Origin of the sequence: Streptomyces sp. NPDC028635 (assembly GCF_040637635.1) — a bacterium.
Lineage (GTDB): Bacteria > Actinomycetota > Actinomycetes > Streptomycetales > Streptomycetaceae > Streptomyces.
Genome location: NZ_JBEZWX010000042.1, coordinates 16,103 through 30,505 on the forward strand (window position 1 = coordinate 16,103; position 14,403 = coordinate 30,505).

General features: G+C 74.4%; 14 protein-coding genes. 9 read left to right on the forward strand and 5 right to left on the reverse strand.

Annotation, left to right across the window (positions count from 1 at the left end; all coding sequences use genetic code 11):
- The first annotated feature begins 318 nt into the window (after nt 1–318).
- The 5 genes from AB0E88_RS30440 to AB0E88_RS30460 all read left to right on the forward strand — a co-directional run bounded on the left by AB0E88_RS30440 (nt 319) and on the right by AB0E88_RS30460 (nt 5,964).
- Nucleotides 319–711, forward strand: coding sequence for an ankyrin repeat domain-containing protein (locus tag AB0E88_RS30440; protein WP_361637315.1), 393 nt, complete (start codon nt 319–321; stop codon nt 709–711).
- 324 nt (nt 712–1,035) lie between these two features.
- Entirely contained in the window at nt 1,036–2,454 is a 1,419-nt protein-coding gene (locus AB0E88_RS30445; protein ID WP_361637318.1) for a HEAT repeat domain-containing protein, read from the forward strand.
- A gap of 353 nt (nt 2,455–2,807) precedes the next feature.
- On the forward strand, nt 2,808–3,935 hold the full coding sequence (locus tag AB0E88_RS30450; RefSeq protein ID WP_361637321.1) for a glycosyltransferase family 1 protein: 1,128 nt from the start codon (nt 2,808–2,810) through the stop codon (nt 3,933–3,935).
- A complete protein-coding gene (locus tag AB0E88_RS30455) occupies nt 3,932–5,119 on the forward strand; it encodes a glycosyltransferase (RefSeq protein ID WP_361637324.1) in 1,188 nt (395 codons plus the stop codon). Before AB0E88_RS30450 ends, AB0E88_RS30455 begins: the two co-directional genes overlap by 4 nt.
- Entirely contained in the window at nt 5,116–5,964 is an 849-nt protein-coding gene (locus tag AB0E88_RS30460) for an SGNH/GDSL hydrolase family protein (protein WP_361637327.1), read from the forward strand. Before AB0E88_RS30455 ends, AB0E88_RS30460 begins: the two co-directional genes overlap by 4 nt.
- Before the next feature lie 167 nt (nt 5,965–6,131).
- On the opposite strand, the gene AB0E88_RS30465 is transcribed toward AB0E88_RS30460, so the two are convergent.
- The 5 genes from AB0E88_RS30465 to AB0E88_RS30485 are packed head-to-tail and all read right to left on the reverse strand — an operon-like array spanning nt 6,132 to nt 10,693.
- Nucleotides 6,132–7,013: a biotin-dependent carboxyltransferase family protein gene (locus AB0E88_RS30465; RefSeq protein WP_361637330.1), complete on the reverse strand. Its 882-nt coding sequence runs from the start codon at nt 7,011–7,013 to the stop codon at nt 6,132–6,134.
- On the reverse strand, nt 7,010–7,636 hold the full coding sequence (locus AB0E88_RS30470) for an allophanate hydrolase subunit 1 (RefSeq protein WP_361637333.1): 627 nt from the start codon (nt 7,634–7,636) through the stop codon (nt 7,010–7,012). The genes AB0E88_RS30465 and AB0E88_RS30470 overlap by 4 nt, the downstream gene beginning before the upstream one ends.
- Nucleotides 7,633–8,406 (reverse strand): 5-oxoprolinase subunit PxpA, encoded by a 774-nt coding sequence (locus tag AB0E88_RS30475; protein ID WP_361637336.1) that lies wholly within the window; start codon nt 8,404–8,406, stop codon nt 7,633–7,635. Before AB0E88_RS30475 ends, AB0E88_RS30470 begins: the two co-directional genes overlap by 4 nt.
- Nucleotides 8,407–8,423: 17 nt before the next feature.
- On the reverse strand, nt 8,424–9,395 hold the full coding sequence (locus tag AB0E88_RS30480) for a putative hydro-lyase (protein WP_361637339.1): 972 nt from the start codon (nt 9,393–9,395) through the stop codon (nt 8,424–8,426).
- On the reverse strand, nt 9,392–10,693 hold the full coding sequence (locus tag AB0E88_RS30485; RefSeq protein WP_361637342.1) for an MFS transporter: 1,302 nt from the start codon (nt 10,691–10,693) through the stop codon (nt 9,392–9,394). The genes AB0E88_RS30480 and AB0E88_RS30485 overlap by 4 nt, the downstream gene beginning before the upstream one ends.
- Nucleotides 10,694–10,819: 126 nt before the next feature.
- Between AB0E88_RS30485 and AB0E88_RS30490 the strand changes: the two genes are divergently transcribed.
- The 4 genes from AB0E88_RS30490 (at nt 10,820) to AB0E88_RS30505 (ending at nt 14,351) form a co-directional block, all read left to right on the forward strand.
- Nucleotides 10,820–11,527 (forward strand): GntR family transcriptional regulator, encoded by a 708-nt coding sequence (locus tag AB0E88_RS30490; protein WP_361637345.1) that lies wholly within the window; start codon nt 10,820–10,822, stop codon nt 11,525–11,527.
- Nucleotides 11,528–11,671: 144 nt separating this feature from the next.
- Nucleotides 11,672–13,198: a hypothetical protein gene (locus tag AB0E88_RS30495; RefSeq protein ID WP_361637348.1), complete on the forward strand. Its 1,527-nt coding sequence runs from the start codon at nt 11,672–11,674 to the stop codon at nt 13,196–13,198.
- Nucleotides 13,195–13,476, forward strand: a complete 282-nt coding sequence (locus AB0E88_RS30500) for a hypothetical protein (protein ID WP_361637351.1) — start codon at nt 13,195–13,197, stop codon at nt 13,474–13,476. Before AB0E88_RS30495 ends, AB0E88_RS30500 begins: the two co-directional genes overlap by 4 nt.
- Entirely contained in the window at nt 13,473–14,351 is an 879-nt protein-coding gene (locus AB0E88_RS30505) for a hypothetical protein (RefSeq protein WP_361637354.1), read from the forward strand. The genes AB0E88_RS30500 and AB0E88_RS30505 overlap by 4 nt, the downstream gene beginning before the upstream one ends.
- Nucleotides 14,352–14,403 lie beyond the last annotated feature (52 nt).

A 14,403-nucleotide genomic window follows, 5' to 3' on the forward strand; every position in this document is an offset into this window, starting at 1 on the left:
GTGGGGACAGTCACCATGAGTACTTCCAGGCTCACAGGATGTATCTATACGATTAAAGGTGCAAATGGGGGAAATTCCCACGATTTCCCCCGCTCGGCGGAGCGTCGGCTGCGCTGTCCGAGCAGGACAATTGGCGTCGAACGGACCTGTCGGTGATCTTTGCCGCCCGCGGCGCCCGACATGTGACCGACGAGCCAGTACCCTGGCGATTCACTCGTACGGCCGCGCCCGCTCGCGGTCGTACGCCGCTGCCGCAGCCGCGGAGGCGGCGCCAGGCAACAGCAGTCCCCAAGAACGCAGTGAGAGGCGGTCCGGCCGATGACTGAAGCCCCCGACCCCGAGGTCGTGGAGCTGGCGACCAAGATCTTCGATCTGGCCCGGCAGGGGCAGACGGAGCCGCTCGTGGCCTATGTCGACGCGGGCGTACCGGCCAATCTCACCAACGACCGCGGCGACACCCTGGTGATGCTGGCCGCCTACCACGGCCACGCCGACACCGTCCGCGCGCTGCTCACCCGCGGCGCCGAGGCCGACCGCGCCAACGACCGTGGTCAGACCCCGCTCGCCGGCGCCGTCTTCAAGGGCGAGGAAGCCGTCATCAGGGCCCTCCTTCAGGGCGGCGCCGACCCGGCCGCGGGCACCCCCTCGGCCGTCGACACGGCGCGCATGTTCGGCAAGACCGAACTGCTCGAACTGTTCGGCGCGGCCTGAACACACCCGCTGCGACCAGCGGGAACAAGGATTTTGACCAGATAGGACACCGACCACGGGGGAGGCGGTAACAGGCCGCCGGAAATTTCGGTCGCGGTGGGCGGAACCGCCGGGTCATCATGACGTCGTGATTCACGGACGCGATGGCCGGGCAGGGGATGCCGCACCGCGCGGGCCGTGATGAGGCCCGCATGGGCCACCGACGAGAGGCAGAGAGAAATGGTCTACAGCAAGCAGGAAACGGCGGGCGCCCCGACGTGTTGTCACGCGGCCAGGTAATGCACGTCCCCGGTTGCGTCGACGCTTGATGTGAGGCTGTTTCCCATGTTCGATCCGGTCATAGCGCCCAGCGGTACGCTGCTCGGCCTGCTCCAGCGGGGCCGCGGCGACGGCACACTCCACGCGCTCACCGCCCCCCGCGCCGAGGCGCTCGCGGCACTGAACCACTGCGTGCTGCGCGACCCCCGCCACGACTGGCAGGTGGAGAACCGCTCCCTGTACTACGCCCGTCTCTTCCTCGACCTCGCCGGTGAGCTGGACGAGATCGAGGCCCACCTCTTCGACGTCGAGGACGCCCTCGACACCGACGAGTCCCGCACCGGACTCACCCTGGCCGTGCTCGGCCACCTCGCCTCCTACGGCCGGCGTGACGCCCTCGACCTGCTGCGCCGCTACGCCGCCACCGGCTCCAACTGGGCCTGGGCGCTCGACGAACTCGCCCTGCGCGACGACGACGCCGGGCTGCGCGCCCTCGCCGTACCCGTCCTCGCCCGCTTCACCACCGACGCCGAGGGCGAGGCCGCGCTGGCCGCCGTCGTGCGTGACGCCTTCGAACCCCGGCCGTGGCGGCTGTGGGCCGAGGACCCGCGCACCGACATCGCGGCACGCGTGCGTGCCGCCCACGAGGCCGGCTCGTTCGACCGCTGGCAACGGCAGATGCGGCCGACCGGGCCACGGCCCGGGTGGAGTGTCGCCGCGGTCCTCGAATGGGCCCAGCAGGGCGTTGAACGCGGCGCCGCCCTCCATGTCCCCGCCGCCCGCTGCCTCGCCGCCGTCGCGGGCCCCGAGGACCGGCCGGAGATCGTGCGGGCCGCGCTGGACGGCACCGAGGGAGCCCGGTGCACCGCCCTGCGTTACCTCGCCGACAGCAACGATCCCGACGCCCTCGACCTGATCGAGACCGCCGTCGCGAGCGGCACCGCGCCCGTCGTCGAGGCAGCCGTCGACGCCTTTGAACGCATGCGCGGCGTCGCCGCCGTCGACCGGGCCCGCGGCTGGGCCCGCCGGCCGGACGCGCTCGGCGCCGCCGCCGGACGCGTCCTCGCCTGCCGGGGCGGAGTCCAGGACAACGAGCTCGTCCTGGGCGCCCTGCGGGAGGCCGTACGCGGTGAGGGCTGCGACGCGCCCACCCTGTGGACCCTCGTCGACGGCGCCGGACGCCTCGGCATCACCTGCGCCGCACCCGTCCTGCGGCACGTCTACCGCGAGACCGCCTCCTCCCATCTGCGCGGCCGCTGCGCCCGCGCGCTGGCGGCCACCGACCCCTCCTTCGGCACCGGCTTCGCCGTCGAGTGCCTGTGGGACTGCGAGGAGACCACCCGCGAGATCGCCGCGCGCCACGCCGAGACCGGCGACACGCGCGTGGTGGAACGACTGCGCCGACTCGCCGCGGACCCGGCGGAGGAGGACGAGGTCCAGACGGCGGTACGCAGCCGGATCGGCCCGGACGCGTCGGCGGTGTGACCCCGGGCCACGGGGGAGGGCCGGGAGGGGCGCGGCGTTCCTCCGGGGCCGTGCGCCCGTGCCCCCGCCACCGTCGGGGCGTGACGCGGCCCGTCCCGGCCCGCCGGCCGGGCGAGTCGGGGCCTGCTGCGGCCCGTCCGGCTCGCCGGCCCGGCGTCAGGCGAGACCGCCGGACGGGGCGCCGGTCGTCGGCGGGGCGCAGCCCGCCGTGTGAACGCCGGGTGACCCGTACGTCAGGAGGGCATGGCCGGTTCCCGGCCTGCTCGGGTGCGCAGCGCAACGCTCACAGGACGTTCCTCGGCCGGAAAGATCCACGTTGACGCGGCCACGTCCGGCGCGGCGACAACACCCGTATGCGTGTCGTCATCGTGACCGAATCCTTTCCCCCCGACGTGAACGGCGTGGCCCACTGCGCGCTCCAGACCGCCCGGCACCTCGTCGCCCGCGGTCACGCCCCGCTCGTCGTCGCGCCGGCTCCCGCCCCGGGGAACAAGCCCGACGCGTCCGCCCCCTGCCCCGTCGTACACGTCCCCTCCCTCCCGCTCCCCGGCTACCCCCAGGTCCGCGTCGCCCTCCCCAGCAGGCGCCTGGCCGCGACGCTCGTCGAGCACCGCGCCGACCTGGTCCACCTGGCCAGCCCCTTCGTCCTCGGGGTGCGCGGCATGGCCGCCGCCGCCCGGCTCGGCATCCCCGCCATCGCCGTCTACCAGACCGACCTGGCCGGATACGCCCGCACCTACATGGGCGCCGGTGAGGCCGCCGCCTGGCGGCGCATCCGCTCCGTGCACGCCGCGGCCGACCTCACCCTCGCCCCGTCCACCGCCGCCCTGCGCGACCTGGACGAGCACGGCGTGCCCCGGCTCAGGCTGTGGGCGCGGGGCGTGGACACCGCCCGCTTTCGCCCCGACCGCCGCGACGAGGCGCTGCGCCGCGAACTCGCCCCCGACGGCGAGCTGATCGTCGGCTACGTCGGGCGGCTCGCCCCCGAGAAGCAGGTGGAGCTGCTCGCCGGCGTGTGCGGCCTGGACGGTGTGCGGGTGGTCGTCGTCGGCGACGGCCCCAGCCGTCCGGGGCTGGAGGAGGCGCTGCCCGGCGCCCTCTTCCTGGGCCGCCGCACGGGCGACGACCTCGCCCGGATCTTCGCCTCCCTCGACGTCTTCGCCCACACCGGCCCCTTCGAGACGTTCTGCCAGACCGTGCAGGAGGCCATGGCGAGCGGCGTGCCGGTCCTCGCGCCCGCCGCCGGCGGCCCGCTGGACCTGGTCGCCCACGGCCACACCGGGCTGCTCTTCCCGGCCGGTGACGCCACCGCCGTACAGCAGGGCGTGCGCGCCCTGGCCGCCGATCCGGCCCTGCGCACGGCCTTCGGCGCCGCCGGCCGGGCCATGGTCGAGGGCCGCACCTGGGCGGACGTGGGAGACCAGCTGATCGGCCACTACGCCGACGTGCTGGCCGCGCGCAGGCCGGCGGTGGCGGCATGAACCGATTCGACCGTGGAGGTGCCGGCACGGCCGGCCTGCGGATCGTCCGGCTCGCGAACTTCGTGACCCCCGCCTCCGGCGGGCTGCGCACGGCCCTGCGCGAGCTGGGCAAGGGCTACCGGGCCGCCGGGCACGACCCCGTCCTGGTCGTCCCCGGCGAGAGCGAGAGCGACGAGCAGACCGAGCAGGGACGTGTCATCACCCTGCCGGGGCCCGTGCTGCCCGGCACCGGCGGCTACCGCGTCCTCACCGACAAGCGGCGCGTGGCGCGGCTCCTGGAGGAGCTGGCCCCCGACCGCCTGGAGGTGTCCGACCGTACGACGCTGAGGTGGACCGGCAGATGGGCCCGGCGCGCGCGGGTGCCGGCCGTGATGGTCTCCCACGAGTCCGCCGACGGAGTGCTGCGCACCTGGGGCCTGCCTGAGGGCGCCGCCCGGCGTGCCGCCGACGCGCTCAACATCCGCACCGCGCACACGTACGCGCGCGTGGTGTGCACCACGGAGTTCGCCGAGCGCGAGTTCGTCAGGATCGGCGCCCGCAACGTCGTACGCGCCCCCCTCGGCGTCGACCTGACCGAGCGGCACCCCGCGCTGCGGGACGCGGGCGTGCGCGCGGTGCACGCGCGGGGGGACGAGACGCTGCTGCTGATGTGCTCGCGGCTGTCCGTGGAGAAACGCCCCGGCACCGCCCTGGACGCGCTGGAGACGCTGCTCGGCCGCGGCCGCCGGGCGGTGCTCGTGGTGGCCGGGGACGGTCCGCTGCGGGCCCGGCTCGAACAGCGCGCGCGGGAGCGGCGGTTGCCGGTCACCTTCCTCGGGCATGTCGCCGACCGGCGGGAGCTGGGCGTCCTTCAGGCGTCCGCCGATGTGTGCCTGGCGCCCGGCCCCGCCGAGACGTTCGGGCTGGCCGCCCTGGAGGCACTGGCCTGCGGTACGCCCGTCGCCGTCAGCGCGTCCTCCGCTCTCCCCGAGGTCGTCGGATCGGCCGGTGCCACCGCGGCCGACCACGGCGGGGCGTTCGCGGACGCCGTGGAACTGCTGCTGGCACGGCCCGCGCCGGAGCGCCGGGCGGCGGCACGCGCGCGTGCCGAGTGCTTCGGCTGGCAGCAGGCCGTGGAAGCGTTCCTCACCGCCCATGACGTGCCCCTCGCGCCGCGGCCCACCGTGCCGGAGGGCGTGACATGAGACCCGTGCGGTTCGTGGCCCTCGGCGACTCGCTGACCGAGGGCGTGGGCGACCCGGTCGACGGCGCCTGGCGCGGCTGGGCCGCCCTGCTCGCCCCGTCCCTGTCCGTCTCGCCCGTGGACTTCACCAACCTCGCGGTCAGCGGGGCGCAGACGCGGGACGTGCTGGAGAGGCAACTGCCGGCCGCGCTCGCGCTCCGCCCCGACCTGGTGTCGGTCGTGATCGGCGTCAACGACACCCTGCGCTGCACCTTCGACATCCACGCGGTGGCCGCCCGTCTCGACACCGTGTACGGCGCCCTCACCCGGCACGGGGCGACGGCGCTCACCGCCTGCCTGCCCGATCCGGGAGCCATGCTGGGGCTCCCCGGCGCCCTGGCCCGGCCGCTGGCCCGGCGTCAGCGGGCGGTGAACGCCGTCGTGCACGCCCTGTCCGAGCGGTACGGCACGCAGCACCTGCACGCCGACACCGAGGAATGGATCAGGGACCGCGCGATGTGGAGCGCGGACCGTCTGCACCCCGGTGAACGCGGTCACCGGCAGCTCGCCGTCCGCTGTCACGCCCTGCTGGCCGGGGCGGGCCTGGCGAGCGGGCCCGCGCCCTCGGCCGAGCCGGAGTCTCCCGCGCCGACCCGCACGGCGAGTCTGCGGTGGCTGGCCACCGCCGGCACCGGCTGGGTGGCCCGCCGCTGCACCGACCTGCTGCCGCAGCTGCTCACCCTCGCCGCCGACGAACTGCGCCACCGGGCCCGGGGCACCAGCGCCCGCCTCGACCTGCGCACCTCGGCGGCCGTCTCGGCGGCCCTGGCGGCGCTGACGGTGGGGGAGGTGGAGGAGGCGGCGTAGGCGGCCCGCGCGGGGCGGCACACCGTGCCTGGGGGTGCGAGGCGCTGCCGAGAGGGGCAGCCGGCTGACGCAGCCCCCTGCCCGCTGGGTGCGCCGCCGGCCGGGACGGCGCGCGCCGACGGCACGCGCGGTCGGCCGGAGTGGTGTCCGTCCGCCGACGTCACGTCCTACCGGCGACGTACCGCCACGAACCGCACCGGTGTCCCGGGCACGGCCTGCGCCGCGGCAGGAAGGTCGGCGGCGCGGACGACACCGATGACCGGGTAGCCGCCGGTGGTCGGGTGGTCGGCGAGGAAGACCACCGGGCGTCCGTCGGGCGGCACCTGCACGGCCCCCAGGACCATGCCCTCGCTGGGCAGTTCGCCCGCCCGGGCGCGCTCCAGCCCCGGCCCCTCCGTGCGCAGGCCGATGCGGTTGCTCGCGGCGGAGACCCGGTACGCGCGCGTGGTGAAGACGCGCACCGCCTCCGGCGTGAACCACCCGTCGCGCGGCCCCGGCGTCACTCGCAGCACCAGTTCGGACGGCGGACAGGGCTGCGGAGCCACGTCCACGCGCGCGTACGACACCGTCGCCCCGCCCGGTTCCGGTCCGAGAGGGAGCACCGCACCGTCGGCGAGCGGTGCCGGCCCGAGCCCGGAGAGCAGGTCGGTGGAGCGGCTGCCGAGGACCGGTTCGACGGCGACGCCCCCGGAGACGGCCACGTAACCGCGCACCCCGCGCACCGCCGGGCCCACGTCCAGCAGCGCCCCGGCAGGCACCCGTACGGGGGCTCCCCAGGCGGCCGGCCGCCCGTCCACGGTGACCGGGCAGGGAGCGCCGCCCACGGCCACGGTGACCGCGCAGCGCGGACGCAGGGCGCAGCCGGTCAGCGTCGTCTCCAGCACGGCTGCCTCCGCCGGATTGCCGACCAGCCGGTTGACCAGTCCGGCGGCGGGCGCGTCGAGCGCCCCGGAGCGGGGCACGCCGAGATGCGCGTGCCCGGGGCGCCCCCGGTCCTGCACGGTCGTGAGCGCCCCGGCCCGCACGACGGCGAGCGCACGGTCCGTCATGGGGCACCCACCCCGCCCACGGGCACGAACCGCACGCGCGTGCCCGGCGCGAGCAGCGCGGCCGGTACGCGCGCGTGGTCCCACAGCACGGCGTCGGTCGTACCGATCAGCTGCCAGCCGCCGGGGGAGGAGCGCGGGTAGATCCCGGTGTACGGGCCGGCCAGCGCCACCGAACCGGCCGGGACGGCGGTGCGCGGAGTGCCCCGGCGCGGCACGTCGTAGCGGGACGGCAGGCCCGTGAGGTAGCCGAAGCCGGGGGCGAACCCGCAGAAGGCCACCCGGAACTCGGTCGCCGCGTGGATGCTCGCCGCCTCCTCGGCACCGACCCCCCAGTGCGCCGCGACCTCCGTGAGGTCCGGACCGTCGTAGCGGACCGGTATCTCGACCACCTCACGCGCGCGTGCGGGCACGGGCGGGATCTCGGCGCCCGCCAGTTCCGCGGCCACGCGGGCCGGGTCCGGCAGCCCGTCGAGCAGGACCGTGCGTGCCGCCGGGACGATCTCCCGCACGGTGAGCAGTCCCTCGGCGCGCCGGCGCACCAGTTCGGCGTGCAGGGCCGCCGCCTCCTCACCGGAGGCCACCTCGATCAGCAGGGCGTCGTCGCCCACGGGCAGCGCCCTCACGCGAACGCCTCCACCCGCACACCGGCCTCCTCCAGCCGCCGGCGCACCCGGCGGGCCAGCTCCACCGCGCCCGGCGTGTCCCCGTGCAGGCACAGGGAACGCGCGCGTACCTCGATCCGCGCCCCGGAGTGCGCGGTGACCGTCCCGGAGCGGGCGAGGCCCACCGACCGCTCGACCACCGCCTCCGGGTCGGTGATCACGGCGCCGTCCCGGCCGCGCGGCACCAGGGTGGCCTCGTCGGTGTAGGCGCGGTCGGCGAACGCCTCGGTGACGACGGGCAGCCCGGCCTTCTCCGCCCTCTCCAGCAGCCGCGAGCCGGGCAGGCCCAGCACCGGCAGCGTGGCGTCGGCGAGGAGCACCCCGTCGACGACCGCCTGCGCCTGCTCCTCGTCGCGCACCACCCGGTTGTACAGCGCGCCGTGCGGCTTGACGTAGGCCACGCGCGCCCCGGCCGCCCGGGCGAACACCTCCAGGGCGCCGATCTGGTACGCCACTTCGGCGGCCAGTTCGGCGGGCGGCACGTCCATCGCGCGCCGCCCGAACCCGGCCAGATCCCGGTAGGAGACCTGCGCGCCGATCCGCACCCCGCGCTCGGCCGCCAGCTCGCACACCCGGCGCATGGTGACCGCGTCCCCGGCGTGGAAGCCGCAGGCCACGTTGGCGCTGGTGACGACGGACAGCAGCCGTTCGTCGTCGGTCAGCTCCCAGCGGCCGAAGCCCTCACCGAGGTCGGCGTTCAGATCGATCGGGGTCGTCGATTGCGAGGTCATGGATTCTTTCCGGATGCTCAGGCCACGCGGTACTGCTCGTCGCGGGCGTCGGTGAGGAACATCTGTCCCGGTGCGTGGGTGAGGGCGAACGGCGGCCGGGAGGCCGTCAGCGCGGCCTGCGGGGTCACTCCGCAGGCCCAGAACACCGGAATGTCGTCCGGTTCGAGACGAACCGGATCGCCGAAGTCGGGACGGCCGAGGTCGTCGATGCCGAGCGCCGACGGATCGCCGCAGTGTACGGGGCCGCCGTGCACGGCCGGCAGCAGCGCGCTCTGCTGGATCGCCGCCGACAGGTGCTCGGGCGGCACCGGCCGCATCGACACCACGAGCGGGCCGTGCAGCCGCCCCGCCGGACGGCACTGCCGACTCGTCGTGTACATCGGGACGTTGCGGCCCTGCTCGATGTGGCGCAGGGGCACGCCGGCCGAGGTCAGCGCCCATTCGAAGGTGAAGCTGCATCCGATGAGGAACGACACCAGGTCCTCGCGCCAGTACGCCCGCACGTCGGTCGGCTCGTCCACCAGCCGGCCGTGTTCCCACACCCGGTAGCGCGGCAGATCGGTGCGCAGGTCGGCCCCGTCGGCGAGCGTGGTCGTCCACGAACCGGCGTCGGTGACGTCGAGGACCGGGCACGGCTTGGGGTTGCGGGTGCAGAACAGCAGCGTGTCGTACGCCCAGTCGGCCGGGACCGAGATCAGGTTGACCTGCGTGTGGCCGGCGGCGACACCGGCGGTCGGGCCGGACAGCCCCGCCCGGAAGCGGGCGCGCGCGCCCGCAGGGCTCCACGCGTGCGCGTGCGGGTGGACGAGGGTGACGGGACGGTCGTCGGCGCCCGCGGAGGGGGGCGCGCTGTCGTGGGTGCCGCAGCGGAGGACTGTGCCGGCGTGGGTGACGTCGTGAAGGGCCGTGTTGTCGTCCGTGCTGTCGCGGCAAGCCGTGTTGTCGTCCGTGCTGTCGTGGAAGGCCGTGCTGTCGTCCGTGCGGTTCACACCAGTTCCTTCCCGCGCGTCTCCGGAAGCCCCAGCAGGGCGACGGCGGCCAGTCCGTAACCGATCGCGCCGAAGACCAGCGCGCCGCCCACGCCCCAGCTGTCCGCCAGGAAGCCGACCGTGGTCGGGAACACCGCGCCCACGGCGCGGCCGGTGTTGTAGGTGAAGCCCTGGCCGGTGCCGCGCACGGCCGTCGGGTACAGCTCGCTCAAGTACGACCCGAAGCCGCTGAAGATGGCCGACATGCAGAACCCGAGGGGGAAGCCGAGCACCAGCAGCAGGGTGTCGGCGCCGCTCGGGATGTTCGCGTAGACCGCGATGCACAGCGCGGACAGCAGGGCGAACAGCCAGATGTTGCGCCGTCGGCCCAGCCGGTCCGTCAGATAGCCGCCGGTGAGGTAGCCGGTGAACGCGCCGGAGATCAGGAAGGCGAGGTACCCACCGGTGCCGACGACGGACAGACCGCGCTCGGACTTCAGATAGGTCGGCACCCAGGTGGCCAGCGTGTAGTACCCGCCCTGGACGCCGGTCGACAGCAGGCCGGCGAAGACGGTGGTGCGCAGCAGACCCGGCTTGAAGATGGCCGCGAAGGACCCCTTCCGCCCGCTGTGTTCGCGTGCTGCGGTGGCCTGTGGCGCGTCGTGCACCCGGCGCCGTACCCAGACCACGAGCAGGGCGGGCAGCGCGCCGGTCCAGAACATCACTCGCCAGGCGAGAGCGTCGTCGACGAACGAGAACACCAGCGTGTACACGACCACGGCCAGCGCCCAGCCGGCCGCCCAGGCGCTCTGTACGGCGCCGAGGGTGCGGCCGCGGTGCCGGGCGCTCGCGTACTCGGCGACCAGGATCGCACCGACCGCCCACTCGCCGCCGAAGCCGAGGCCCTGCAGCGCGCGGAAGACGAGCAAGGTCTCGAAGTCGGGCGCGAAGCCGCAGGCGACCGTGAAGACGGCGTAGGTGATCACGGTGAGCAGCAGCGCCCGCACCCGGCCCACCCGGTCCGCGAGCATGCCGGCGAGGGCGCCGCCGACCGCGGAGACGACGAGGGTCACCGTGGTGAACAGGCCGGTCTGGCCGCTGTCCAGGCCGAAGTACGCGGACAGCGCGACCATGCTCAGCGGGAGCGTGAAGTAGTCGTAGGAATCGAGCGCATAGCCGCCGAACGCGCCCGCGAAGGCGCGCCGACCGCGCGGCCCGAGGGCGCGCAACCAGCCGAACGCGCCGTCGGAGACACCGGGTTGCGCCGCGGCCGAATGCGCGTCGGCGGTGGCTGCCCGGGGTGGAGGGGTCGTGCTCATGGACACCTCGCTCAGGGGTGACGGAGGAGCATCGGGAAGAGCCGTGCGCAGCACCGTAGAGGATCGTTCAACGATCCTTCAATACCCCCGTTGTCTCGCCCCTGGAGGTGCGATTGAATTCCGGGCATGGCAGAGCAGCTGGCGTCACTGGCCGACGACCGCGCCCTCCTGGGCCGCACCAGTACGGCCGAGCGGGTCTCGGACATCCTCCGGAGCCGGATCGCCGACGGCTTCTTCCCGCCCGGCACCCGGTTGTCGGAGGACAGCATCGGCGGCGCGCTCGGTGTGTCCCGCAACACACTGCGCGAGGCGTTCCGGCTGCTCACCCACGAGCGCCTGCTCGTCCACGAACTCAACCGAGGGGTCTTCGTCAGGGTCCTGACCGTCGAGGACGTGGAGGACATCTACCGCACGCGCGCGTTGGTGGAGTGCGCGGTCGTACGGGGCCTCGGCGACCCGCCGTACGCCCTCGACGGTCTCGCCGCCGCGGTGGCCGAGGGGGAGAGGGCCGGCGCGGAGAACGACTGGAAATCGCTGGGGACCGCGAACATCCACTTCCACCGCGAACTCGTCGCCCTGGCCGGCAGCGAACGCGCCGACGAGCTCATGCGCAGCGTCTTCGCCGAACTCCGTCTGGCGTTCCACGTGGTAGACGACCCACGGCAGCTCCACGAACCGTATCTGGCACGCAACCGGCAGATCCTGCAAACCATGAGGAACGGGGACAAGGCGGGCGCGGAACAGCTGCTCGCCGTGTACCTGCGCGACTCCCTGGACCGGGTGGTCGAGGTCTACCGGCGACGAGTCGGAACCGACGGCCCCCTTCCGGACTGAGGCCGGCCGAACACCTCAGGGGCGCGGGAAGCGCGCGACCGGCCACAACCGGGCCCGCCCCCGAGACAACCGCACATACCCGGCGCTCCCCGGCGGAGCCGCTCGTTTGGGCTGTTGTCAGACCAAGGACCTAGTCTGTGCACCGTGACTTCGCCTGCATCGACGGACAGCGCTCCGCCCCAGCTCAGCGCGGGGCCGCGCCCCGCACCGGGCCCGGCCGCCGACGAGGGCCTGGCGCGCCGGCTGCGCGCGCTCGCGTGCACCGCGCCGATCCACGACCTCGACGCGCGCAAGGCCAACCTCGCCGGTGAGTACTCGGTGTACGGCATGGCGGAGCTCGCCCTCGCCGCCATCGACCTCGTCACACTCAACATGGACTTCGACACGGGCGCCGACCACGAGCAGATCGTCGCCCGGCTGATCCCGCGCATCGGCGCCCAGGCCCCGCAGCGCCCGTCCGCCGAGCACGAGCGGGTGGCCCGCTGGGTCCTGGAGAACCTGATCAACGTCGGCAGCGTCGACCGCGGCTTCCGCGCGGTGTACGGCACCTTCGCCGCCGACGGCGCCTATGTCCGCCGCGACTACGACTTCAAGCTGATCGAAGAGGTCCCGGGGCCCGGCGGCACGGTCTATCTGCGCACCACCGACGAAGCCGTCAACGTCCTCGTCGGAGCCCTCGACACCGACGTCACCAGCGCCCAGATCGCCGCCGAGGTCAAGCTCGAGGTCCTGATCAGCCGCGGCCGGCTGGCCGATGCCCAGCTCGCCGCCGAGCAGGCCCGCTACCGGACGGTGCAGTACTCCGAGACCCTGCGCCGCGCCCTGGACGCGACCCGGCGCAACGTCCGCGCGGTGGACTGGCTCAACGCCGTACCCGACATGATCGCCGAGGCCCTCGACCACGTCGCCGAGCGGTACCGCCACGAGAACGCGATCCTCACCAACATCCGCAAGGCCCGCGACGAGTCCGAGGACCCCGAGCAGAAGCGGCGCGCCGCCGAACTCGTCGACATCGTCAAGGACTGCATCCGCCGCCACACCCAGCTGCAGTCCCGCCTGCTGGAAGCCGGCCCCCTCTTCCGCGCCGAACAGGACCGGCAGGCCTTCGCCACGCCGCTGACCACCTCCGGACTCGACCTGTACGGCCACCTCCTCGCGCCGACCCTGCCGCTGCCGCTGGAGCAGGCCACGCGCGTGACGGACGCGTTCTTCCACCGCGGCACCGGCCTGCGCACGCCGGTGGCCGTCAGGGTCGGCGACCTGGTCGACATACTGCTGACCCCGCCCGTCGAACGTGAGCACCTCGGCGCCGAGATGCCCGAGCCCGATCTCGTCGCCACGCCCGACGACAGCCGGTTCAGCGAGGAGCAGATGGCCGCCGCGCAGGAGCTGCTCGACCTGCCGCACGACGCGCCCCGCCGGCTGTCCGGCCTGCTCGCCGAGGCCCGTACCAAGGACCCCGACCTTCCGTACCTGGTCGCGCTGCTGGCCGTGCACGCGGCCAGCCCGCCCTTCGGCACCGCCTACCGGCAGGGCGAGCAGAAGCTGCTGTTCGCCGTCGACGACGGCACCGAACTGGACGACCCGGAGTTCGGCGGCGCCGACCTCATCGTCGGCACGGCCCTGTTGGACGCGGCAGGGATGGCCGCGGACCGGACGGAAGCGGCATGAGCCGGTACGCGCACACCCCGCACGACCGGCCGCGGCTGTACGACCGGCACGGCGCGCCCCGGTTGCACGACCGGCACGGCGCGCCCCGGTTGCACGACCGGCACGATCAGCCGCAGTGGTACGACCGGCCCGGCCTGCCGCGGTTGTACGACTCGCACCACCTGCCGCGGTTTCGCGACCGGCACGACCTGTACGAACCGCACCACCGGCACGACCCGCACGACCCGCACGACCCGCACGACCCGCATGCCCCGCACGACAAGGAGCGACAGCCGTGACCGAGCACGTCGAGTGGAGTGAGCCGGAAGCCGGACCCGCCCCGGCGGCCGCCGCCGTCACCCCCGCCGACGCCGCCGACGCGGCCCGGCTCGTCGCCTTCGGCCTGCAGCCCAAGCTCCAGCCGGCCCGCGACCAGGAGTACGCCGACCTGCTGCGCCGTTACCGCGAGGACCCGCCGTTCGCCCGGCTCGCCGACGCCGTCGCCGCCGGCCTCGGTCTGGTGGTGCTGGAGGTGTCCCCGCGCGCCGGCATGGCCGTGACCGCCGCCGAGGACTCCGTCTTCGCCGTCCGCATGGGCGACTACGCGCGTCGCGCCTCCGCCGACTCCGGCGACCGCTTCCTGCACGGCCTCGCCCATCTCGCCGTGGCGGCCCTCGCCTTCCCGCGCCCCGAGGACCTCGCCGACGACGGCTACATCGGCCGCGTCACCGTCAACGGCGTGGACGCCTTCGTCCGGCAGGCCTGCCGCCGTCTGGAGGAGCGGGCCGCCGAACAGGGTGAGAACACCGACCCGGTCACCGACGCGCCCGGCCTGGAGGCCGCCTGGCGGATCTGGGCCAGACGCAGCGCCACCGGCGCGACCAAGGACGCCCGCCGGCTCGCCGGTTCGACCACCGGCATCGTCGCCAAGGCCGTCACCTTCCTCACCGACTCCGGGTTCCTGCAGCGCACCGGCGACGACAACGGCGGCACCTACCGCACCACGGCCCGCTACCAGCTCCAGGTGCGCGACATGGCCGGGAGCGCCGCCATGGCCGAACTGCTGGAGCTGGGCGTCGTCCCCGTCACCGACGGCACGCCGACCCTGCTGCCCGCCGAGGACACCGAGGACCTGGACCTGGTGGCCGACGCCGGGCTTCCGTTCCACTCCTGAGCGACGCCCGCCGAACAACCCGCCGCACCACCGCACCTGTTTCGAAGACTTA

Excerpts from the sequence above, each read along its gene's own strand:
- AB0E88_RS30490 (WP_361637345.1), top strand. The coding sequence starts at position 10,820 with ATGGCAGAGCAGCTGGCGTCACTGGCCGACGACCGCGCCCTCCTGGGC.
- AB0E88_RS30440 (WP_361637315.1), top strand. The coding sequence starts at position 319 with ATGACTGAAGCCCCCGACCCCGAGGTCGTGGAGCTGGCGACCAAGATC.
- AB0E88_RS30485 (WP_361637342.1), bottom strand. The coding sequence starts at position 10,693 with ATGAGCACGACCCCTCCACCCCGGGCAGCCACCGCCGACGCGCATTCG.
- AB0E88_RS30465 (WP_361637330.1), bottom strand. The coding sequence starts at position 7,013 with ATGACGGACCGTGCGCTCGCCGTCGTGCGGGCCGGGGCGCTCACGACC.
- AB0E88_RS30475 (WP_361637336.1), bottom strand. The coding sequence starts at position 8,406 with ATGACCTCGCAATCGACGACCCCGATCGATCTGAACGCCGACCTCGGT.
- AB0E88_RS30450 (WP_361637321.1), top strand. The coding sequence starts at position 2,808 with ATGCGTGTCGTCATCGTGACCGAATCCTTTCCCCCCGACGTGAACGGC.
- AB0E88_RS30455 (WP_361637324.1), top strand. The coding sequence starts at position 3,932 with ATGAACCGATTCGACCGTGGAGGTGCCGGCACGGCCGGCCTGCGGATC.
- AB0E88_RS30500 (WP_361637351.1), top strand. The coding sequence starts at position 13,195 with ATGAGCCGGTACGCGCACACCCCGCACGACCGGCCGCGGCTGTACGAC.
- AB0E88_RS30445 (WP_361637318.1), top strand. The coding sequence starts at position 1,036 with ATGTTCGATCCGGTCATAGCGCCCAGCGGTACGCTGCTCGGCCTGCTC.
- AB0E88_RS30460 (WP_361637327.1), top strand. The coding sequence starts at position 5,116 with ATGAGACCCGTGCGGTTCGTGGCCCTCGGCGACTCGCTGACCGAGGGC.